Genomic DNA, 22,539 nt, shown 5'->3' on the forward strand with positions numbered 1-22,539 from the left:
GCACTCAGTATGTATCTCAGAGATGGCCATCGGCAGCCTTACTGATAGTAGGGTTCGAGCGTGGTATTTCCTGGTCCTGGCTGGTAATGCTGGTCGCTCGTGACTTGTTGGAAGAGCCACACCGATAGAAACTCGACCACGCCAAACGTTGCGGCGCGTTGCTGCGCGATGTGTCGCAGCTCGTGCGCGAGAGTATTCACCGAGCCTTGGCGCAACTCGTTCATCGTCCCCGAATCAGTGGATACCATGTCGCCCAGCGCAAACGCGCGGCCGCCGTTCAGGTAGCTGAGTATTCCGCCCGTCCGGAATGTGACGCTGGACGGATTTGGCATGCCGGCCTTCGCAACGTCAGCAGCGAGATACGAGTTGTCATGGACGTTTTGTCGCCCGAACTGCTTAGCCGCTTCGGCGTGGAAATCTTGCTTGATCGACGACGGGTCGTACCTAACGCCTAGCAGCGCCACCTTGGCTGCCGACATGGCGGCGCCGATCACCAAGCCGCCGCGGAAGCCATCCTCGAAGCTCCGTCCCTGCAGCGCACTGTAGGTTCCACCCGCCAGCCCGCCAATCAGTGCATCGCTCCCAATCTCGATCATTGCATTCGCGGTCATCGAACCGATGCTGTCGCCACCGGCCACGGGTAACCAGCCTGACACGACTTCGCCGAGTGCCCCGAACGCGAATCCAACGGCGGCCCCTGTCCAGATGTCCCGCGACGTTCCGCCCGTGGCCCAAGCAAACCCCGCGTTCAACGCTGCGCCCTTTAGCGCTGCCGCGAGAAAAGGTGCTCCGGCCGCCCCGACCAAGCCCCCGACCAGGCCCCCGACTAACGCGCCAACCCATGGGTTTTCACCGTTCTCCTTAGCGGTCTGATACCCGATCGCGCCGCCAATCAGCGCGCCCGCTATGACTACCAGCCAGACGAAACGTCCCCGTGGATCGCGAAAGCGATACGGGTTGTTTAGGGAGTAGCCGTAGACATTGAACAGAGATGGGTCAGCTAGCGCCAAGTCCGGCCGTTCCACGACGAGCAGGTCGCCAGAGATGAATCGCGCAGTCAGCGGCTCGTAGTAGCGAGCACCGAGTTGGATCAAGCCAATGGCCTTGTCCGGCGTTTTCCCCGTGAATGCGCCCCGCAGTGACAAGAATGCGACATCCAGACCAAAACTTGTGTACGAGAAGCGCGCAGTGATCGAACCCCGCGTATCGGTGCAAAGCCGCAGGTTTCCTTGCGGATCGTGATGCCAGAACGCCGCTTCTTGCCCGCCGGTGCGAGTACGAAGAACAGCCACGACACCACCTACACCTCTCACGTAGACGACCCGTTCGTCGGCGGTCTCTTCGTAGAGATCGTCAAAGATGTCGCGTGCGAATGGCGTCGACCCGTCGTTGGGCTCGGTGCGAATCCGCGCGCGATGGCCGTGCGCGTCGTAGCGCATTTCCTCGACGTGTCCCGAACGCGTGGCGCAGCGTATTAATCGGTCAGCGGTGTTCCATCCCAGTTCGGTCAGGGTCTCGCTGGCTATGAGGCGCCCTGCCGCATCGTATCGGCGATCCCGCGTTTCCGATCCGGAAGTCATGACTAAGCCGGTCAGAAGGCCCGTTCGTGCCTTGTCCTCATAGAGGCACCGCGCAATACCGTGCTCGGAATTTTCAAGTACGTTGCCAGAGCCGTCATAGGCGAATCGGTGCGCGATGGTCGCCTGCCCACTCCCCCAACGTGAAGCGATGAGCCGGTTCAATGCGTCGTAGTCCAGCCGGCGTTCCTCGTCGAGTGCACCCGCTATCTGCGCAGACGTGAACGTCGGATTGCCGACGGCGTCGTATGTCTGTGCGAACCGCGCTAGGAGACCGTTGCGGCCCCCTGTCGCGATCGCAGCGAGGCGCTCCGAGTCGTCGTAGTCGAATCGGCTTTCAACACCGTTCGCATAAACGATGAGTGTCGGCCGGCCGCGCTCGTCATAGCCGAAACGGTCGATGATTCCGTCAATGCGAACGACCTCACCTTCGGCGCCATACTCATACGCGATCCTGGTGCGGTCCGGATACTCGATCGCTGACACCAGACCGCGAAAGTTGTACTCGAAGGAGAAGGCCAAGCGCTTACCCTCTGGTGTTGTTCGCTCCTTCTTTGCGAGGCGGCCGTCGGCGGTGTAGTGAAACACGGTTGTTCCGGCGTCGTCCTCTATTGCGCAGAGCCGCCCGCCGCAGATCGACTGACCGTTGGGCGACGCGTCGTAGTGGAATCGATCCGTCGATTCGAGCGTGTCGTCCGGTCGATAGCGCCGCACGCCGACCAGGCGCATGATGCGGTCGTAAGAAAACTCCGTTCTCCCACCAGTCGGATGCCTGCTGCATACAAGGTTGCCTACCGCGTCATACGCGTATGTGTGCTCGCCGAGGTCGCGATGGCGCATGCGCGTACGGCGGCCAAGACAGTCGTAGCTGTAGTCAATGAGTAAGTCCCCGGCCTCGTCGCGTACGTGCTCGATGCGGTGTTCCGTGGAGTAGTCGAAGTAGTGTTGCGCGAAAGAACTGGAGTCGATTCGCTCGCGCACGCTGACCATCCGGCCGAGGCTGTCGAACTCTCGAATGACGCCATCTTGAACGCCCGCCGCAACCGCATTTGCGTCGGCGAGAAGGGTACGAAGTGGCTCGAATCGCTGCTCGCGGTGTCCCGCAGGAAAGGAGATCTCTACCTCGCGCCCGCTGCCGTCGTAGGCGCGCGAATACAACGTCTTACTCATCCCTCGCGGCAGCGACGCAAAGCTCGCCACGCTCCGAGGACGCCCTTCGGCCGCAACCTTCCCCTGCGCGTTCAGCCTCCGCTCACCGCTGTGAACCGGCAGTCGTCGCCCGTCTTCACGTACCGGCCCACTCGAGACAGCGCCAATCTCAATTCCACTTGCCGCATAGAAGCGCCGCATGACGGTTACAGCCGTCAGCGTCCCAAGGGGTAGCGATGGATCCTCCAGTTCTGCGGGGTCCCGCCCGGCCTCCCAAGGCGTCAGTGTCGTGATAGATGGCGGACGCGTCCCACTGTTGTTGAAGTCACCGGCATCGTGGCGTACGACCGCAACTAGCTCCAAAGCGCCGCTCTGAGTCGTGCGTAGGACCCTGCGGCACCGTCCGAGTGCATCGTAGATGCGTCGCTCTGTCACTCCGCTCGGATTGGTGACTGCGCTTACGCGTTCGACGGATCGATCGACGATTGCATTCGTGGCCAATCCTTCGGCATCTTCGCTCCGCACAGGATCGATCTGCCACTCGTCGTACGTGATGGTGGACTCGTTTCCGAGAGCGTCGCGCACCGCGGTAACCTGACCGCTTGGCATGTTCGCCGTCCGGCTGCGATTGCGGTACCAGCCTGCGGTTGCGATGCCGGGCCCACTCAGGTAGTGATGCCCGAGCACTGCCATCTCATCCGTTCCCGCAGGCCCGAATTCGGCGCGACGGACGAGTTCCTCGATACGTGTGACGACGCCGCGTTCTGCCTCGCCGTTGGGCAGGCCTTCAAACTGTGTGCCATCGTAGAAGATACGCACACAAGCGATGACCTGCCCCCTAGCGTCAAGTGTTGATCGCTGCCGAAGGAGTCCGGGCATCCAGGGCGAGGCAGTTGGTGTTGGGCGGCTGATGTAGTCCAGAACCTCGCGATGGAGGCCATCGACCTTGTACTCGCCGTCTGGGCTGAGGGTGCCGGCCTCGGTCTCCATCCAGGTTGGATTGCCAATCTGGTCCGGCTTGCCGTGCCGCACGATAGTGCGCCGCCCCCCTCCACGTACCAGATCGTGCTCGTCGGTCGTGGCGGACACCGCAAACGGAACTACAACGCGCGCCGCGCCGATGCGATGCTCAATACGCGTGTCGACATGGTGGTGGGAGACCTCTTTGAGCACCCACGTTGCGTCGGGATGCTGCTCATAGCGATCAATCCGCAGTGGTGTTCCCTTGAGCGCACGCTTCGACAGACGATCGTCGGGATCGAGCTGCCGCCGTTCCGCCTCTGGCATCGTGGGGTCCGTACCCGGGTGATAGTCTGTTCGTGTAGTTACCGATGGGCTAGTGTCATCTCCGGAGACCGTCTGTTGCACGGTGCCGAACCCGTTGAACATTCTCTCGATGCCATCAAAATGACCATCGCGATACTGGAACTGGGTGATTGCTTTAATGCCGCCCGGCCCATCGAGGCACTCGATGCTGTCCACGACAGGTAGGCTACTTGGGAGGAAGGTCCTCCAAGGCTGCCCCAGGTCCTCGTCTCGCTGGCGGTGAGCGATCGAAGTTCCATACGAAATGTGCGTTGTGTGCCCAAGTTCACCTTGGATTTTCGTGAGCAGGCGGTGGTCAGGGCCAGCGCCAAGCCGGAGAAAGCGATGCCGGCGCGAGCCAGCAATACCCGAGCTCCAGAACACACCAGGTCGACCGTCACCGTTGAGATCCACGACGACCGCATCCTCACGCGAAAGGCCCGGCGCTGGAACCGAAATCGGCCCACTCCACCGCACTCCGTGCTGGTTGAACCACACCAACACTTCGTCCACACCCAGGTACACGAAATCAGCAAGGCCGTCGCCGTCTAGATCGATCAGCGTGACGTTTCGTGGGGCGAAGTCGTCAGGAGGCAGTAGGGGCGGGTTGGTCATTTCGATACGATCTGACCACCGACCTAGGCCCTCGCACGGCCAGTACGCGAAGCTACCGTTTCGAACTACGACGATGTCGGTCAAGCCGTCTCCGCTCATGTCGGCGGTGAACACCTCGGGCGCGGATAGCGACACGTCAGGGAACGACGCCGGGTCATGTCGCCGCGGGACTCGAATCGCTTCGCCACTCCATCCTTCGCGCCCGAGATTGAGAAACACCAGGAACTCATGCGGCCTCGAAACGAGTACGTCGATCTTCCCATCGCCGTCTGCGTCGTACAGGCGTAATTCGGGATCGGTGAGGTCGAACGGCACGTCGGACCGATACGGCACGAAGTCTTCCCAGCGCCCGCCGGCTGAGTTTGGGAAGAAGCCGGAGCTACCAGGTTGTGCCCACAACAGATCGACGGTGCCATTGGCCTCCAGATCCAGGAACCTGACGCGGTGGTCGTCAAGTGACATGGCGGGCGGTACGTTGGGCAAGATTCGCGGCGCACCAAATGCGCCGCGACCCAGGTTTGACCAGTACACCCAGCCCGCCGCCGTGCCTTGAATGACTCCTGGGCGCCCGGATCCATCTAGGTCAACCAGGTCCACAGTGCCGTTGCCGAGCGCCGGGAGAGAGCCGTCATGTCTCACGTCAATGGTGTAGATCTCACCAGCCGACCAAGCACCGTAGCCGAAGCGGGCATCCGGCATTGAGACGCGTTCCGCGCCTTCACCCGCTTCGAGAACGACGCGGCACAACTGTGAGTCCCCCGCATCGTTCGCGTACTCGAGCAGGTATCGACGGAGCCAACGGCGCGTCGATCGATCCGACTCGATGCGTATCTCGCGGCACCGGAGGCCGTGGATCAAAGGAAATCCCGTCCGTCTTGAGACAAACCGATCCGGCCGAAGTTCGTACTCGAAGATAACGCGGAAGGGGCCGTAGGTGATGGTGTCTGGGATGGCGACGCCACCATCATGAACGTAGCTGAAAGTGGCCTGCTGGCCAGTCGGCGTAGTCATGCGCTCAATGAGCCACGAGAACACGCCGACATCCGCAGGGTGCTGCACTCGACTGTTCGGTGTTGCTCCGAGTGTGTGAACCACCCCGTCTTTTGTTGTGACCGTCCAGGAATCGTCAACGCGGCGAATTCGCCAAGCCTTAGTGTCGCAACGCGGCCTGTAGAAGCCGTTCCCGACCGGCACTAGATCATCGTTGAAGACAAACCCGTCGCTGGCGTCGTCATAGGTGGGGAAACCTCGGCGAAGCGATCGCTGAATGGCCATCAGCGATACATCCCAACCATGACCAAAGGGTCCGTTGCCCGCGCCAGTGGAGTACTGCAGGAAAAGTTCAGGCTTAAAGCCGTTCTGAGCGGCGGGAAGATCTAGTGGAATTGCATAGGCGCCGGTACCTGTGTACAGGTCGGTTCGGAACGTTTCGCCGATACCCTGGAGGCTGGCGCCCGTCGGAGGCAGAGCCAGCAGGGTGGAAGATGTGCCGGGGTCTTTGTTCATGTCAAGGTCCGGGGACGAGAGTATGCAAGCCGCCGGCTTCGTCGGCGACGACGATCGACTCCAGAGCGACGATCGGTGAGGCAAAGACCGGTGCGCCAATCGGGACACGGCGCCGGAGCGTGCCGGTGAATATGTCGAGCACATCGAGTGTCCCAGCCATCGTGCCGACATACAGTTCGCCGCCAAGCCAGGCGGGACGGCCACGCACGGCGCCCGCTACCGCTACCTGCCAGTCGATCGATCCGTCCTGGAGCAGCAGGTGATAAACCTGCCCACTTTCGTCGCCGATCCACACATGATCCGTGTGCTGCAGCGCGCTGCTCGTGCGGATACCACCAGCGAGTTTGCGATGCCACTTTAGTGCGCCAGTTGAGGCATCGAGAGCGAAGAGGTGACCACTGGCATTACCGACGATCACAAGGTCGTCAGCGACGAGAGGGGTGCTCTTGATCTCGTCGATCTCGGGGTCGCTGGGAACGAACTGCCACACCAGTTGGCCGTTGGCGTCAAGGGCATACACCTTTCCGTCGGCACTGCCAGCCACGTAGAGCCCGTTGTACAAGGCTACGCCGCCCTCGACAAACCCTTGGGTCTGAACGGTCCAGACTGGGCTGCCGTCCAACGGCAGAAGCGCACGAATGGTGCCGTCGCGACAGCCGAAAACCACGGCCTGCGGGGTTGCGAGGATTGGTGATGTGACTGGCTTTGGCGTTTGCATCGACCAGATCTGCTGGCCCGACTGGATGTCGAATGCCGTGACGCCGGCGCCGTGACCGACAAAGGCGCGCCCCTGTTGAATGGCACCGCCGCCTTCGAGCGCACCGCCCACATTGCGTGTCCATCGCGTCTGCCCGCTCTCGAGCGCGACTGCAGTCAGACGTCCGTCTGCGTTGCCGACCAGGACTGACGTACCGGCGTACATAGGCGTACCGCGGACGGCACCGGTGAAGCTTGTGGTCCAGAATCGCCTGGTGTCCACCGCAATCAGACCGGTCCCATAGCCGAAGAGCGCGCCCCCATCCTCGTCGGGAATGGCCCAAACCGACCTTCCGGCATGCTGGAAGCGGTACAACTCACTGCCATCGCGCACCTTTAATGCAACCGTCAGGTCCGTGCCGTCTTGCACTATCAAGGAGCCATGGAAAACTGCAGTGGGTCTGCTGGCACCTGGTGCGGCAACCCTCCAAACAACACCACCGGAGGCCAGATCGACTCGCCAGATCTCGCTGGATATCTGAGTGTCGTGCGGGAGGAGGAGACAAAAGTATGCGGAGTCCTCATCCATATGAGTCCACACTAATTTCTTCTCTCCCAAGCTTAGCGTCCACTCCTGAAATCCATCAGCAAGACGAACTGCTGCGATTCCGAAACTGTGATTGCTCTCGCTGTACGTCAGATAGGACCTACCAGCGCCTCCCGCGTCGGCATAGACTGGCCCCGCGTCGGCAACGATTGGCCCCGGCGCTTCATAGATCTTCGTGAGAGTTAGGGTGCTCGGATCCAACAACTCAAGGCTTGCTTGATGAAGAGCGGCGGTAGCAATGAGGTCACCGAGGCGCCCGCGATGCGTCCGCGAGGACTTAGAGATTTCGCCGGAGCGGATCAAGACTCCGGTGTTCCTGTCAAATACGCCAACGGTAGTTCTGTTGAGGTCTGCCTTGCTATCACCAAAAAGTACAACCGTATCATTGACGAGCGATGGCGGGCCCGGCTGAAAGTTGACCGGACTAACCCAGTTCTGCTCACCGGTTCGCCCATCGATGGAGTACAGAAACTGCTGATTGGTATTCGGATCGCTAGCACAAAAGAACACGGCCAGCTGGTCTCGCATGAGAAGGCCAACAGAGCCAACGGCTCGATGCCAGACTCGTGAACCATCCTGCGTGCGAACGGCAAGAATGCCTCCCGTGGCTCCGTACGACCCGAGTAGAAACATGCCCTGCACGACTACAGGCCTCGCATTGTTGCTATTGATTGGGATCGCCCACTTGACACTCTTCAATGATGGCATGGCTGCTATCCAATGTCGGCGAGGCCTACAGGCACGCAGTCCGTAATGGCCGGGAGAGAGAGGCCAGCGGGGTCGAAGATGTGCCGGGGTCTTTGTTCATGTCAAGGTCCGGGGACGAGAGCATGCAAGCCGCCGGCTTCGTCGGCGACGACGATCGACTCCAGAGCGACGATCGGTGAGGCAAAGACCGGTGCGCCAATCGGGACACGGCGCCGGAGCGTGCCGGTGAATATGTCGAGCACATCGAGTGTCCCAGCCATCGTGCCGACATACAGTTCGCCGCCAAGCCAGGCGGGACGGCCACGCACGGCGCCCGCTACCGCTACCTGCCAGTCGATCGATCCGTCCTGGAGCAGCAGGTGATAAACCTGCCCACTTTCGTCGCCGATCCACACATGATCCGTGTGCTGCAGCGCGCTGCTCGTGCGGATACCACCAGCGAGTTTGCGATGCCACTTTAGTGCGCCAGTTGAGGCATCGAGAGCGAAGAGGTGACCACTGGCATTACCGACGATCACAAGGTCGTCAGCGACGAGAGGGGTGCTCTTGATCTCGTCGATCTCGGGGTCGCTGGGAACGAACTGCCACACCAGTTGGCCGTTGGCGTCAAGGGCATACACCTTTCCGTCGGCACTGCCAGCCACGTAGAGCCCGTTGTACAAGGCTACGCCGCCCTCGACAAACCCTTGGGTCTGAACGGTCCAGACTGGGCTGCCGTCCAACGGCAGAAGCGCACGAATGGTGCCGTCGCGACAGCCGAAAACCACGGCCTGCGGGGTTGCGAGGATTGGTGATGTGACTGGCCTTGGCGTTTGCATCGACCAGATCTGCTGGCCCGACTGGATGTCGAATGCCGTGACGCCGGCGCCGTGACCGACAAAGGCGCGCCCCTGTTGAATGGCACCGCCGCCTTCGAGCGCACCGCCCACATTGCGTGTCCATCGCGTCTGCCCGCTCTCGAGCGCGACTGCAGTCAGACGTCCGTCTGCGTTGCCGACCAGGACTGACGTACCGGCGTACATAGGCGTACCGCGGACGGCGTCCCCCACGCCAACGCGCCAAAGTGAGGTGGTTTCGATTGCCACAAGGAAGTCGAAGTGACTTGCGAGCGCAACGCCGCCGCCAGCGTCGACGACCCACGCGGCGCTAAAGGGATGATCGAAGCGAAGGCGCTCTTGGCCGTCTCGCAGGTCTAGAGCGGAAGTTGCCGTTGAGTCCGGCTGATCATTTCGTTGGCGAATCTGAGCAAACAGCAGGTTGCGCAATACCGTACCGAAGTAAGGCTTCCTATCGCCTGCAGCAACCGTCCACAGCACCGTGCCGTTCTCGGCATCCACGCGCCAGATCTGCGCCAAGGAATCCAGCCTCTGTTCTCTCCGCATTCCGAGTGCAATGACATCCCCTTGCGCGAAGATATTCTCGGCAAACCCTTCGTGGGTCGACCGCCAGATCTCGGCGCCCGTGACCAGGTTGACTGCGGTGACCCGGGCGCGCCCTACGCCCTGCGCGTTGTCCACGGTATAGCAGCGATCGCCACTGACCGCCGCCGCGTCGATCGACCCAGGCAACTGGGCGATAATCGTGATCGATAGCGATACAGGGTCAAGAAGTTGCAGATCGGAGCTGCCTTTACGAGCGATGAGCACTGCGTTGTTCCACAGCGCAAAGAGAGTGACATGGCCTGATCCAATGTCGATCTGCCGTAGATCCGAGCCAGTCTGTTGGTCGCAGGTCACCACTGTGGACGGCGTGGGCGTCAGGCCGGAGTCGCGAGTTCCATAAAGAAGTACCCGACCGTTCCAGAGCAGCACGTTTGAACCTAGCCATAGCGCTATCCGCTTGCGCCATCTTTGGGTACCTGTTGCCGCATCGACGGCAAATAAAAAGGATTCATAGTGCGTCCCGGAACTAAGAAAACTGCCCGAGAAGTAGACGATTCCTTGATGAAGCTCGACATCTCCGTTGACAAATGAGGCGGTGGGAAGGCGCCAGACATCAGTGCCGTCCGTAAGTCGGACAGCTCGGCAGCTCCCTGCGGCATTGCCCTCGTTCTGTCCGAAGATGACAAGGCCCTTGGAGAGTGCCGGGCGCCCGAAATTGTTCTCGATCGGTATCCCCCACCGCGGCGTAGTATTTGGTCTCAACTCAGTCTCCTTCAGCGAAAAGCATGTCGATAGGAGACGACCATGACAATGTCGTGCACCGTGGAGAGGTCGAGCACGTTGGGGGGCGTTCCCTGAAGCGCAGGGTTCAACGTCGGGTCGATCGCGATGCGGTAAGACCGCGCCGGCGTGACATGGTGAAACGCCCCCGGGGCGTCTCGCCGCTCTATGCGTGTGATGGCGTCTGCATCGGGCTGAACGACACGCTGTGGATCCCCGGCTCCGGCGCTCCACATCCGAAGTACCAAGGGCAGTGGCGTAGTTGCTTTTCGAACGCAGAACACGGACAGATCCTCGATCTCGAACTGCTCGAAGTTTCGCGGCAGCCAGTCCGGCCGAAGCTCGAACGCCGCCTCGCCGTTCTTTGACAGAGAGGCGAAGGCCGGGACGTCGTCCGCGCTCCGTCCCTGTTCACGCAGGCTAAACCAGAGTTCAGCTTGACCCGTGGTCGGCGGGTTCTGGCGGTCCCGCTGGTCAAGCGCCGGATCGTGCTGCCACAAGTAGGCGATGACCAGACCGACATCAGCCGCCGACGAGAGTTGCAGGTCGTTGGCGCGGAGCGGCACATCTAATCGCCAACTGCACTGCACTCCGACATTCTCGAACACTGCCGTCTCCCCGGTGGGAGGCGCTAGGCCAGCACGATCGAGCTGAGCGAGCGAGCGCTCGGGAACCAGCGGTGACAGCATGAGCGTCTCTGAGGTATGCACCTTCTTTGCGTCCGAACCGTCCTGGAGTCGCACTGAGGAAACGCCACCACAGGTCAGGGATCCAATCAGCCCGCCGGTACTCGAGATGCCGGCGAACTCAACGGAAACGCGTTTTATGCGCGCGTTGAACGACCCTGGTGCATCGATGTGAAACTGGTCGAGAGTGGTCTGGAAGATCATCGTCCCGGTGCGGAGGAACTCGGCATACTGCAAAGGAAACTCACGCCGCAGAGAGATGAAGCGGATCGCGATCTGAGACTTCGAGGTTGTTTGCAGCAAGGTGTCGAAGAGAAAAGCGTCGATATCGCGAAGCAGAAGGTCAGCCGCGTACAGGTTGCCGACGCCACTAAGGTCGCCGTAGTCGCTGCGAATGCGCCTGATCGCCGTCGTGTTCTCGAAGTTGTAGGCCTGCTCCATGGCTAACGCTACGCTGACGGCACGATCCATGTAGATGCGGGCCGTATCACGTATCAAGCGGGCGAGCGCAAAGAACAATTCGGGCGATGTCTCCCGACTACGAGCGGCGATCAGGTTTATTCGCGCAAATTGATTTCGCCAGCGCGCGGCGTCGAGCGACGCCAACGCCGAGGGAAGCCGAGACTGTGCAAGGGCAGTCTGTTCATCGGCGGCCTGACGCGCTGCGTTCAACTCCGTCACTGCGTTGGCAAGACGTTGCTTTTCGATCTCGAAGCTGCGTGTCTCCCGCTGCCATGCAAGCTGATGGAGCAGGTCCGACCGCATCATCGTTCCTCGGATTCCAAGGTTCTCCAGTCCGCGGTATGTCTGTCTCATTTCGTCGTCGTCTGGGACCGATGCAGCGCTAGCCCATGCGATCGCTGTATCGAGGCGGACGCGATCCCAACCTAGCTGCTGGAACGACTGGAGGCTCTGCCGAGCAAGTTCAGCCCTGGTCTGGGCAAGCCTGCCCGCTTCGCTTGCGGCCTTGATCTCCGCCTGCACCTCGTTGATGTGCGCGATGTCAATCTGGATACTGGCTTCGCCTAGAGCGACTGCCTGTTCCATCTGCTGCACGTTCTGCGTTTGATCCTCAGCGCGTTGCGTGTAGGCGAGGTACTCTCGATTAGCTTGCGCGGCAAATTGCGCGAATGATCGGGCCGCTTCGCGCAGGTATGCAAACGAGAATATCGGACGCCATGACGGCGGGCGGCCGAAGAAGTCTAGTCTGGCCTCAAGTTGCGCAAGTCGCTGGATGGTTAGTGCCAACACCGCGATGTGTCGAGGAGGGGCATCCACAGTCGGCTGCGACATTGGATCTAGCGACAGCTTTGAAAGCCAGAATCGGACCTTGGCGATCATGATCGACAGGCTGTCCTGATAGAGAGGCGACTGTAGCGGTGGTGCCTTGTTCTTGACGATCAGTTCGTAGTTCGCGCGCGCCGCTGCAGTGTTGCCACTGCGATAGGAGGCATCCGCTTGGGCGAGAAAGGCCTCTGCGGTGTACAACCAGAGATCAGTCGTTTCGAACGGAGGGTTGGTGTAGGGATAGTTCAGTGGCCGTTGGTAGTACTGCAGTGCCGTGTCGAACTGCTGCCCAAGTTGCACCAAGCACTCGCCGAGGCCAAGAGGTATGTCGGCGAAGTAGAACCGGCCGAGTTCTACCGGGATCCGTGAGGGAACGAGCCTTTCTGAGAAAGGCGCAGCTTCGCCGCCACGGTCACCATCAACGAACGACGCGATGTGGCGGGCCATCTCAGGCAACGTGGGCCGTGAAGGGTCTACAGCCGGGAGAAGGGCCACCGTGTCGGACTGTCGCTCGCCACGTCGACGAAGTTCCGCCTCGATCTGCGAGAAATGTTCGCGCGACCGAACCGCGAGAAGTCGGGGCTCCGTTGTTGAGCGCAGTGAGACGCCGTCCGATGAAGCCACCATCGGAAATGCCTCCGCAATGGGCGATTCGAGCGCCAATTTCGCTCCGGCAGTGAAGAAGGCGCTGGCCAACTTTGCCCGGCCAACGGCCGGGGGACCAGACGGATTCGTGCCCCCTTCGCGAAGATCCTGTGGTACCTGTTCGAGGATCAGCTTCTCGGCTGCGGTGAAGGCCGCAATGGCGCCGAGATACCTCTGCCCATGCTTCTGCCGCTGCGCTTCAGCAAGGATTTGGGAGATTCTTTCGATAGTCGGCACGTCCGGCATGTGGCCACTTCTTTCAGCGTTTGGGGCGCGGCGCCGTGCCGGACCGTGTGCAAATTGCCGGTCCAGAGCGAGCACTCCTCGCAACCGGCCATGTAGCAAATGAAGGCGCACCTGCCAACTCGTGGTACTTGCGCACGCACATCCTCATTGGCGGTTTCCTGGATTGCGGGGAACGTACGTGGCCGGAGGCGCATCTGGAAGGCCCAGCGAGAGGACGGCCTTAGCGCCCGCGAGCTTCGAGGCGAGCGTCAACCCTTCCGGTTTTCCTTGCCGGGCTGGAAGCTTGCTAGCCAGATATCCTGCATGGCTGATGAGTAGAAGCACAACGAGCGTCTCGTTGAATTCAGGTAGCGCCGTCATGGCTGCACCCAGTTTCTTGATGTGACTGGCGGCGAGGGACACGTACGCTGTCACAAGAATCAACGTGAACCAGAAGTTCTGGAACTTTGTGATATCTATAGTCCTGTCCGCTAGCTCACCCTCTTCGACAAGAAAGACCTGAGAAAAGTGAGGGCGGTCCGACGCGTCGCTGGCAGCGATCCGCTCGGGAGCCTGCATGTCCTTGGTGGACTTCACGACAATCGCGCCCGCGGTTGATGCGATGCTGATGCCCATGACCGCGAGCAACGAAGGAGGGATTGAGAATGAGAGCGCATCGGCAACTCCAGCCAAGAGCCGGCCAGCCGTAACACCTGCAATAAGCGGGATGACGACAAATGTCCAAAGCACCATCTGCAGGTGAGACAGGCTGAACCGGCCCCGAGCATCAATGAGCAGCCCGAGGACGCTACCACGTACGATTGCGCCGAGGTACGCTGCAGCAAGTAACATGGTCAGCGTTGCCACTGCCCATGCCCAGTAGATAGTTACGATGCTCGCCTCCCGCAAGTGTGCGCATGCCGCAGCACTATCCGACCAACGTTACAGAGTTTGATCGATGCGCCGAGCTAGTGCGTTGCCGAGTGTGGTCGAGATGACCGAGATTTGTCAAGTCCTCCAATTCATACATAAACGCAACCCATTCAATCGGGTTTTCTCGCTTGGAAAGCATGGACATTTGTCTAGAGTGAGGCAATGCGATTTTGCCACCTTGCTTAAAGACCGCCGTCGCCCCACCAAAGACGTCCAGAAGTCACCTCAGTTTTTGATCATTCAATGTCGGCTTCGAGGCGCCGAATTCGCACTAGCCTACTTCTGATTTGGGTCGTTATGTAGAGCTCTACATAACGACCCCTATGCACAGATCTCAACTATGTGTAGTTTGCGGCCCAGACGGGAGCCACGTCGACGGACGAATAGACGGTGTGCCCGTCGCAGCTATGCATAGTTTTCGCGCTCTCCCACCGTCGATGCCAGTGGAAGCACAGGACCTCAAGCCCCCCGCCATTAACCCAGCAGTTCCCCGCACCCTGGGAAAAGATGCAGCAGGTCCGCCCCGGCATCGGTTCACCTGGAACTGGGCTGGAGCCTTGTCTCAGCCTGTGGCGCGGAAACTATGTGTAGGCCTGCAAGCGCCCTGCAACCGAGGGCGCCACCAAACTTGTCATAATTGAGATCTGTGCATAGGGGTCGAGAGCAGCCATCTATCTTGACGATGGTTTAGCGCTCCTTTGTTGAACACTCAGATCAGATCAAACAGGCTGGTCAGCAATTTCCAGAATATGCACTGAAATACGCGTCTACCCCGGCGAGAGCAATCTACCCGCATAAACTTGTCAGCGGCACGTTCAACGCAGTGGTGACACTAACTTTGGCACATTGATAGGTTTTTGACATTAATCGTGGCGTGCTCCAAAAATGCTGCGCCAAAGTTAGTGTCTAAGTCATTGACTTTATTGACCTAGCTCCGACACCAACTTTGGATGCCTACAGGGGGTGAACCCCCACCCACCAGGGCCACGGCACTGGCCGAGTGGTGCGGCGAGCAGGTGGGCCGCACGCCCCAGTTGGTGATGGAGAACCGGCCATTCAGGCTGCCGATGGCGGCGCTTTGCAGAGCCTCGTCACAGGACATGGGCGGCAACAAACCGGCAAAACGCTGGGCCAACATGGACTTGCCCGAACCCGGCGGCCCGACCAGCAGCGCGCTGTGGCCACCCGCCGCCGCAATCTCCAGCGCACGTTTGGCACCGGCCTGGCCTTTCACATCGGCCATATCCGGCCAATGGCCCACGCGGGCCTGCAGCAGATCGGGGACTATGCGTGCCCAGCCGTCATCGGCCGGCGCGATGTCGTTCGCTGCCAGGGCGTCCAGAGCGGCACCCGCAGGCACAAACTGCCGCACCACATCCAGCAGATGCCGCGCGCGGTAGACCTCGGAGCCTGGCACCAGGGCCGCTTCTTCGGCATTGCCCGGTGGCAGCACCAGGCGGGTGGCCACCTTGCCGGTGTGCAGGGCCAACGCCATGGCCAGGGCGCCCCGCACCGGGTGCAGGGCACCGGTCAGGGACAGCTCTCCGGCAAATTCGTACTGGGCCAGTTGCGCGCCGTCAATCTGCCCGCTGGCGGCCAGAATGCCCAGTGCAATGGGCAAGTCCAACCGACCCGAATCCTTGGGCAGGTCGGCCGGCGCCAGGTTGACGGTGATGCGTTGGTTGTGGGGGAAGGTGAGCCCGGCGTTCTGGATGGCACAGCGCACCCGCTCCCGCGCCTCCTTGACTTCCACGTCCGCCAAACCCACCAGCGTGAAGCTGGGCAGGCCATTGGCCAGGTGCACTTCTACCGTGACCTTGGCCGCGTCCAGCCCCCGCAGAGCCCGGCTCTGCACCAAAGATAAGCCCATTTCGCCTTCTCCCAAAACAGTGCGCACCGTATTGACTTGTCCCCAAATCGGTGCATACTTTTGTTTAATACCTGTTTATCTATACAGCAAGCATAACGCGTTGTGCGCGCCGTGGTGGACGTATTCGCAGTGTTGGTGCAGAAAAAAGCAATGGCATACATCCTGCTTAGGTGGTACATCCCGCAACCCTTCAGGACTATCCCCATGAACTTCAAAACCAAATCCATTCTTGTTCTTGCAACTGCTGCCCTGTTGGGCACCACGGCCATGGCCCAAACCGCGGCGCCTGCGTCCACGGTGAGCTTCAATGTGGGCGTCGTGAGCGACTACCGTTTCCGCAGCGTTGCACAAACATCGTTCAAACCCGCCCTGCAAGGCGGTGTGGACTTTTCCCATACCAGTGGTTTTTACGCGGGTGCCTGGGGCTCCAACGTCAGCTGGATCAAGGACTATGTGGGCGCCACCGATGGCACCTTGGAGATTGATCTGTACGGCGGCTTCAAGGGTGAAATCACCTCCGGCCTGAACTTCGACGTGGGTGTCATCACGTACCAATACCCCAACAACACGGCGGACCGCGTGCTGGTCAATGCCAATACGACTGAAGTCTATGGCGCGTTGACCTTTGGCATCGTGACCGTCAAGTACAGCCAGTCCACCGGCAACTTCATTGCCAACCCCAACAGCTCGGGCAGCGCCTACATTGAAGCGGCCGCCGCATTTGACCTGGGCAACGGCTTCTCGCTGACACCCCACGTGGGTCGCCAAACCATCCCCAACCAGGGTGGCAATGGTGACTACACCGACTTTTCCCTGACCCTGGGCAAAGACTTCGGCAATGGCCTGTCCGCATCCCTGGCGGCCTACACCACCGATGCCAAAGACGTCTTCTACAAAGTCGGCACCTTTGACAACCTGGGTAAGAACGCCGTCACCGTCGGCGTGAAGTACACCTTCTGATTCACAGTCCACCCTCCTTCAAGGAAACAGCAGTATGAAACTCGTAACGGCGATCATTAAACCGTTCAAGCTTGATGAGGTGCGTGAAGCCTTGTCCGGCATGGGCGTGCAAGGCATCACAGTCACCGAAGTCAAAGGCTTCGGCCGTCAAAAAGGCCACACCGAGCTGTACCGCGGTGCGGAATACGTGGTCGACTTCTTGCCCAAGGTCAAGATCGAGGCCGCCATTGACGACGCCCTGGTGGACCGTGTCATCGAAGCCATCGAAGGCGCGGCCCGCACCGGCAAGATCGGCGACGGCAAGATTTTTGTGTACGACCTGGAGCAGGTCGTCCGTATCCGCACCGGCGAGACAGGAAAAGAAGCACTATGAAAAAACTACTCGTATCCCTCGCACTGGGCTGGGGCCTGCTGACAGCCGGTTCCGCTGCACTGGCGCAAACCGCAGCACCGGCCTCGGCACCTGCGGTGACAGCATCCGCTGACGCAGCTGCCCCCGCCGCCGCACCAGCAGCTGCCGCTCCCGCCGCGGCAGAAGCCGCAGCCCCGGCCGCAGCACCCGCACCCGTTCCCAACAAGGGCGACACCGCCTGGATGATGGTCTCCACCCTGCTGGTCATCTTGATGACCGTGCCCGGCCTGGCCCTGTTCTACGGCGGCCTGGTCCGCAGCAAGAACATGTTGTCCGTGCTGATGCAGGTCATGGTCACGTTCTCGATGATTGTGGTGTTGTGGTTCATCTACGGCTACAGCCTGGCGTTCACCGAAGGCAACCAGTTCATCGGCGGCTTTGATCGGCTGTTCATGAAGGGCGTCTGGGACAACGCGGCGGGCACTTTTGCCAACGCGGCCACGTTCAGCAAGGGTGTTTACATCCCTGAAATCGTGTTTGCAGCCTTCCAGGCAACGTTCGCTGGTATCACCTGTGCACTGATTGTGGGCTCGTTTGCCGAACGCATGAAGTTCTCTGCCGTGTTGGCCTTCATGGTGCTGTGGTTCACCTTCAGCTACGCACCCATGGCCCACATGGTCTGGTTCTGGATGGGCCCTGACGCCTACGCCTCCAAGGAAGTGGCCGAAGCCATGACCGCCAAGGCCGGCATGTTGTGGCAATGGGGCGCGCTGGACTTCGCCGGCGGTACCGTGGTGCACATCAACGCCGCCGTTGCCGGTCTGGTCGGTGCCTACTTCTTGGGCAAACGCATCGGTTATGGCAAGGAAGCCATGGCACCCCACAGCCTGACACTGACCATGGTCGGTGCCGCTCTGCTGTGGGTGGGCTGGTTCGGTTTCAACGCCGGCTCCGCACTGGAAGCCAATGGTTTTGCTGCACTGGCCTTCATCAACACCCTGGGCGCTACCGCCGCAGCCGTGTTGACCTGGTCCATCGGTGAAGCCATGGTCAAGGGCAAGGCCTCCATGCTGGGTGCTGCATCCGGTGCGGTGGCAGGCCTGGTGGCGATCACACCAGCCGCTGGCAACGTTGGCATCGGCGGTGGTCTGGCCATCGGTCTGATCGCTGGTTTTGCCGGCCTGTGGGGTGTGACCGGCCTGAAGAAGATGCTGGGCGCTGACGACTCGCTGGACGTGTTCGGCGTGCACGGTGTCTGCGGCATCCTGGGTGCCCTGCTGACCGGTGTGTTTGCATCGCCCGCCCTGGGTGGCCCCAGCGCCATGGGCGACTGGGTCACAGCAACCATGATCCCCGCGGCGGACTACTCCATCGCCGGCCAGGTCTGGATCCAGGCCAAGGCCGTGGGCCTGACCGTGTTGTGGTCCGGTATCGTCTCTGCCATCGCCTACTTCATCATTGACAAGACCATTGGTCTGCGTGTCAGCGAAGAAGACGAGCGCGAAGGCCTGGACATCACCTCGCACGGCGAGACTGCTTACAACCGTTAATCCGGTTTCTCCCAGCGCAGTGCACGCTGCGCAAGCCATCAGGCCCTTGGTAACCAACTGGTTCCCAGGGGCCTTTTTTTTGGGCCGCTTGGGCGCACAATTTGGGGATGCAAAACCCCCTTACCTTGCGCAACGCAGACCTCGTATGCGACCTCAAACCCGAGCTGGGTGGCTGCATCGCTGGTCTGTGGTTCAGTGGCATCCCGGTGCTGCGCTCCACACCTGCGCACGAACTCCATTCGGTGCGCCAGGCTGGCAGTTACCCGCTGGTGCCGTTTTCCAACCGTGTCAGCCAGGCCACCCTGCAGTGGCAGGGCACGGACCACCCGCTGGTACAAAACTGGGCGCCCGACCCACACGCCATCCACGGTGTGGGCTGGGAGCGGCCCTGGGCGGTGCTGGAGGCCAGCGACACGTTTGCACTGCTGGCATATGAACACAAGGCCGATGCATCCTGGCCCTTTGACTTCGATTGTTCGCAGGCCTTCAAACTCGAAGCCAACGCCCTGGAGTTGTCGCTGAGCATCACCAACCAGTCGGCCCTGGCTGTTCCCGTGGGCCTGGGCTGGCATCCTTTCTTTGTCAAACGGCCCGACAGCCACATTCAGTTCGACGCCACTGGCCGCTGGGAGATGGGGCATGACAAGCTGCCCACCTACCGTGCGCCCAGTACGGGCATCAGCGCACCCTGCACCACACTGGACGTGGACCATTGTTTTGACGGCTGGGCCGGTGCGGTGCAGTTGCGCGACAGCGTGCTGGCCATACGCGTGACCTCCGGCCTGAGCCGCCTGGTGGTCTACAGCACACCCACCAGCGACAGCATTGCCATCGAGCCCGTCAGCCATGTGAACAACGCCGTCAACCGCATGGCCCAAACGGGCGCCAGCGCAGAAGACCTGGGTGTGTGCATCCTGCAGGCCGGTCAAACTTTTTCCAGCGCAATGCGCATCGAAGTGGAACACGCATGACAACACCATTACAAACAACACCGCAGACCTTGGCCCTGGATTGGCAGCCCGTTTGCCCCGACACGTTTCAGCTGGGCGAATCCCCCTTTTGGCACCCGCAGGAGCAGACCCTGTATTGGGTGGATATTCCCGGCCAGAAGTTGTGCCGCGCCAATGTGTACATGGGCACGGTTGACAGCTGGGACATGCCCTGCGAGCCCGGTTGTATAGCCCCCGCCACCAGCGGCGGCCTGGTCATTGCGCGGCGCGATGGTGTGTTCCGCGCGCGGGAGTGGCGCGGTGCGCTGGAGCTCATCACCACCCTGCCCTATGACACGGCAGCCGTGCGTGCCAACGACGGCAAGTGTGACGCACTGGGCCGCTTCTGGGTGGGCACCATCGACGAGCCCAAGGCCAGCATGGCGGGCGCCTTGTACTCTATTGATTGCCGCGGGGGCCGCACACCGTTGGTCACACAACACGCAGGTGACGCCCTGACCGGCAACGGCCTGGGCTGGAGCCCGGACGGGCGCACCACCTACTGGTCGGACACACCCAACCACGTCATCCACGCCTGGGATTTTGGTGTGCTGGCCAATGGGCTGAGCGCGCACCGCATCTTCCAGCAACTGCCACCCAAACCGGCCGACTGGCAGTGGGATGCGCCGCGCGGCACCAACGGCCTGCCCGCCTACCGGGGCCGGCCCGACGGGGCCGCGGTGGATGTGGAGGGCAACTACTATGCCGCCATGTTTGAAGGCCAGCGCATCTGCAAATTTGCGCCCGACGGCCGCCTGCTGGCCGAGATACCGGTGCCCGCCATGTGCCCCACCATGCCCTGCCTGGGTGGAGAAGATGGCAAAGCACTCTATGTAACCACGGCCCGCTACAAGCGCAGTGCGGCCGAGTTGGCAGCGTTCCCCCTGTCCGGCAGTGTGTTCTCCACGCGGGTGGATGTGCCCGGCCTGCCAGTCAACGCCTTCGCGGACTGAATCTGGGGAGCGTGGGGGCTATCCTATCTACTCTTGCTGCGGCTCGGGCGCCGTGCGAATGGTGTCGCGGCCGTGGCGGTCTTTGACACGGCCCAGCTCGGTATCCAGCAGGCGCACCAGCTTGTCGACCGCGTTGATAAAGGCGCCGGCCATTTTGTCGGCTTCGGCGGTGACCGATACCGGCGGGCGTCCGGCCACGCGGGCCTCCAGCCGGCAGCGTTTGTCATGGATGCCAGACTTGCCGCCATCCACATCGCTCAAAAAAACTTCGAGGCGGGTGATGCTGTCGCGCAAGCGGGCCAGTCGGCTGTTGGCTTCGTCCTGTACCCACTGGGCCAAGGATTCGCTGCCGTGGATATGGTCGTCGGTATTGACTAGTACTTGCATGTGGTTTCCCCTTGCTGCTGGTGTTGTGCGGGAATAGCCCCGGCTGGCCTGAACTCTAGGGCGAGGCAGGCGCGGTGACCGTGTGGTGGCGCACAGCGTGAGCGGTGCAGCATCAAAATTTTTGCGGGCCGGGGCTTCAAAAAATTCACGCCGCTGGGCCGGTGCCACCGCTACTATGCACGGCATGCAGACCACCATGGCCCAGACACTCCACACCCTCACCGACCAGATACGCGCCGCAGCGGCCGACGGCACGGCACTGCGCATCCGCGGCGGGGGCAGCAAGGATTTTTATGGCAACAGCTTGAAAGGCGAACTGCTGGACACCCGCGGCCTGAACGGCATCCTGAGTTACGAACCCTCCGAACTGGTGGTGACCGTGGCGGCTGGCACACCCCTGGCCGAACTGGAAGCCGTGCTGGCGGAGCGCGGCCAGTGCCTGGCCTTTGAGCCCCCCCACTTCCACTGGTCCCCCGGTAACAGCGGCACCACGGTCGGAGGCATGGTGGCCGCCGGTCTGAGCGGCCCGGCCCGCGCCAGTGCCGGCGCCGTGCGCGAATATGTGTTGGGCCTCCACATGGTCAATGGTCTAGGTGAACACCTGGTGTTCGGCGGCCAGGTCATGAAAAACGTGGCGGGGTATGACGTGTCCCGCATGATGGCAGGCAGCATGGGCACGCTGGGGCTGATCACCCAGGTGTCGCTGAAAGTCTTGCCGGTGGCACCGGCCGAAGCCACACTGGTGTTTGCACTGGACCAGGCCCGCGCGCTGGAGTGCCTGCACACTTGGGGCGGCCAGCCCCTGCCGCTGAACGCCAGTTGCTGGATACATGACAACACGGCCAGCCCCGCCGGGCAAGACCTGCTCTTTGTGCGACTGCGCGGCGCCGTGGCGGCCGTGGAAGCCGCCTGCCAGAAGATGCTGACCGAACAAACGGGCCAGCGCATGGACAACACCCAGGCCCAGGGTGACTGGGCCTTGTGCCGCGACCAGCAACTGCCCTTCTTCCAGCGCCCGGCCGACCCCGCGCTGGCCCTGTGGCGCATCAGCGTGGCACAAACCGCACCGGCATTCGATACCCTGCCCTGGCCCCAGATGGTGGAGTGGCACGGCGGCCTGCGCTGGCTGTGGGCGCCGGTGGATGCAGGCGCACAGCTGCATACCCTGGCACAAGCCCATGGCGGAAATGCTACTGTTTTTATAGCGTATTTGTCAGATTTGACGGGGGCTAGAGGCCCATTTTCCATAAATGACCCGGCCCAAATGGCCATCCAGCAGCGACTCAAGCAGAGCCTGGACCCCCACCGCATATTCAACCCCCAGCGCCTGTTCCCCGCCTGGTAAGGCTGGTACGCCGACACACGAGGCCACGGACC

12 protein-coding genes and 1 pseudogene are annotated in these 22,539 nt (G+C 61.4%); 6 read left to right on the top strand and 7 right to left on the bottom strand.

Going from position 1 to position 22,539, the window contains the following annotated elements:
• Positions 1–38: 38 nt before the first annotated feature.
• The 6 genes and pseudogenes from HZ993_RS14365 to HZ993_RS14390 form a co-directional block, all read right to left on the bottom strand.
• Positions 39–6,152, bottom strand: a complete 6,114-nt coding sequence (locus HZ993_RS14365) for a SpvB/TcaC N-terminal domain-containing protein (RefSeq protein WP_209393418.1) — start codon at positions 6,150–6,152, stop codon at positions 39–41.
• 1 nt (position 6,153) lies between these two features.
• On the bottom strand, positions 6,154–7,983 hold the full coding sequence (locus HZ993_RS14370; protein WP_371816932.1) for a PQQ-binding-like beta-propeller repeat protein: 1,830 nt from the start codon (positions 7,981–7,983) through the stop codon (positions 6,154–6,156).
• Between the two features lie 281 nt (positions 7,984–8,264).
• Positions 8,265–10,307 carry a PQQ-binding-like beta-propeller repeat protein gene (locus HZ993_RS14375; protein WP_209393420.1) on the bottom strand — a complete coding sequence of 681 codons (2,043 nt, stop codon included), beginning with the start codon at positions 10,305–10,307 and terminating at the stop codon, positions 8,265–8,267.
• Between the two features lie 11 nt (positions 10,308–10,318).
• Positions 10,319–13,189, bottom strand: a complete 2,871-nt coding sequence (locus HZ993_RS14380) for a hypothetical protein (protein ID WP_209393421.1) — start codon at positions 13,187–13,189, stop codon at positions 10,319–10,321.
• Between the two features lie 144 nt (positions 13,190–13,333).
• Complete coding sequence (locus HZ993_RS14385; protein WP_209393422.1) at positions 13,334–14,035, bottom strand: hypothetical protein; 702 nt, start codon at positions 14,033–14,035, stop codon at positions 13,334–13,336.
• A 1,024-nt stretch (positions 14,036–15,059) separates the two neighbouring features.
• Positions 15,060–15,971, bottom strand: a pseudogene (locus HZ993_RS14390) (YifB family Mg chelatase-like AAA ATPase); the annotation flags it as partial.
• 204 nt (positions 15,972–16,175) lie between these two features.
• Between HZ993_RS14390 and HZ993_RS14395 the strand changes: the two are divergent.
• The 5 genes from HZ993_RS14395 to HZ993_RS14415 all read left to right on the top strand — a co-directional run bounded on the left by HZ993_RS14395 (position 16,176) and on the right by HZ993_RS14415 (position 20,775).
• On the top strand, positions 16,176–16,931 hold the full coding sequence (locus HZ993_RS14395) for a TorF family putative porin (RefSeq protein ID WP_209393424.1): 756 nt from the start codon (positions 16,176–16,178) through the stop codon (positions 16,929–16,931).
• A gap of 34 nt (positions 16,932–16,965) precedes the next feature.
• Positions 16,966–17,304 (top strand): P-II family nitrogen regulator, encoded by a 339-nt coding sequence (gene glnK / locus HZ993_RS14400; protein ID WP_209393425.1) that lies wholly within the window; start codon positions 16,966–16,968, stop codon positions 17,302–17,304.
• Positions 17,301–18,833 (top strand): ammonium transporter, encoded by a 1,533-nt coding sequence (locus HZ993_RS14405; protein WP_209393426.1) that lies wholly within the window; start codon positions 17,301–17,303, stop codon positions 18,831–18,833. Before glnK ends, HZ993_RS14405 begins: the two co-directional genes overlap by 4 nt.
• A 107-nt stretch (positions 18,834–18,940) precedes the next feature.
• Positions 18,941–19,804 (top strand): aldose 1-epimerase, encoded by an 864-nt coding sequence (locus HZ993_RS14410; RefSeq protein ID WP_209393427.1) that lies wholly within the window; start codon positions 18,941–18,943, stop codon positions 19,802–19,804.
• The gene (locus tag HZ993_RS14415) at positions 19,801–20,775 is read left to right on the top strand and encodes an SMP-30/gluconolactonase/LRE family protein (RefSeq protein WP_209393428.1); all 975 of its coding nucleotides are present in this window, start codon (positions 19,801–19,803) and stop codon (positions 20,773–20,775) included. Before HZ993_RS14410 ends, HZ993_RS14415 begins: the two co-directional genes overlap by 4 nt.
• A 27-nt stretch (positions 20,776–20,802) precedes the next feature.
• On the opposite strand, the gene HZ993_RS14420 is transcribed toward HZ993_RS14415, so the two are convergent.
• Positions 20,803–21,162 (bottom strand): HPF/RaiA family ribosome-associated protein, encoded by a 360-nt coding sequence (locus HZ993_RS14420; RefSeq protein WP_209393429.1) that lies wholly within the window; start codon positions 21,160–21,162, stop codon positions 20,803–20,805.
• Between the two features lie 196 nt (positions 21,163–21,358).
• Between HZ993_RS14420 and glcE the strand changes: the two genes are divergently transcribed.
• Positions 21,359–22,507, top strand: coding sequence for a glycolate oxidase subunit GlcE (gene glcE / locus HZ993_RS14425; protein WP_209393430.1), 1,149 nt, complete (start codon positions 21,359–21,361; stop codon positions 22,505–22,507).
• Positions 22,508–22,539: the final 32 nt, after the last annotated feature.

Origin of the sequence: Rhodoferax sp. AJA081-3 (genome assembly GCF_017798165.1) — a bacterium.
GTDB lineage: Bacteria > Pseudomonadota > Gammaproteobacteria > Burkholderiales > Burkholderiaceae_C > Allorhodoferax.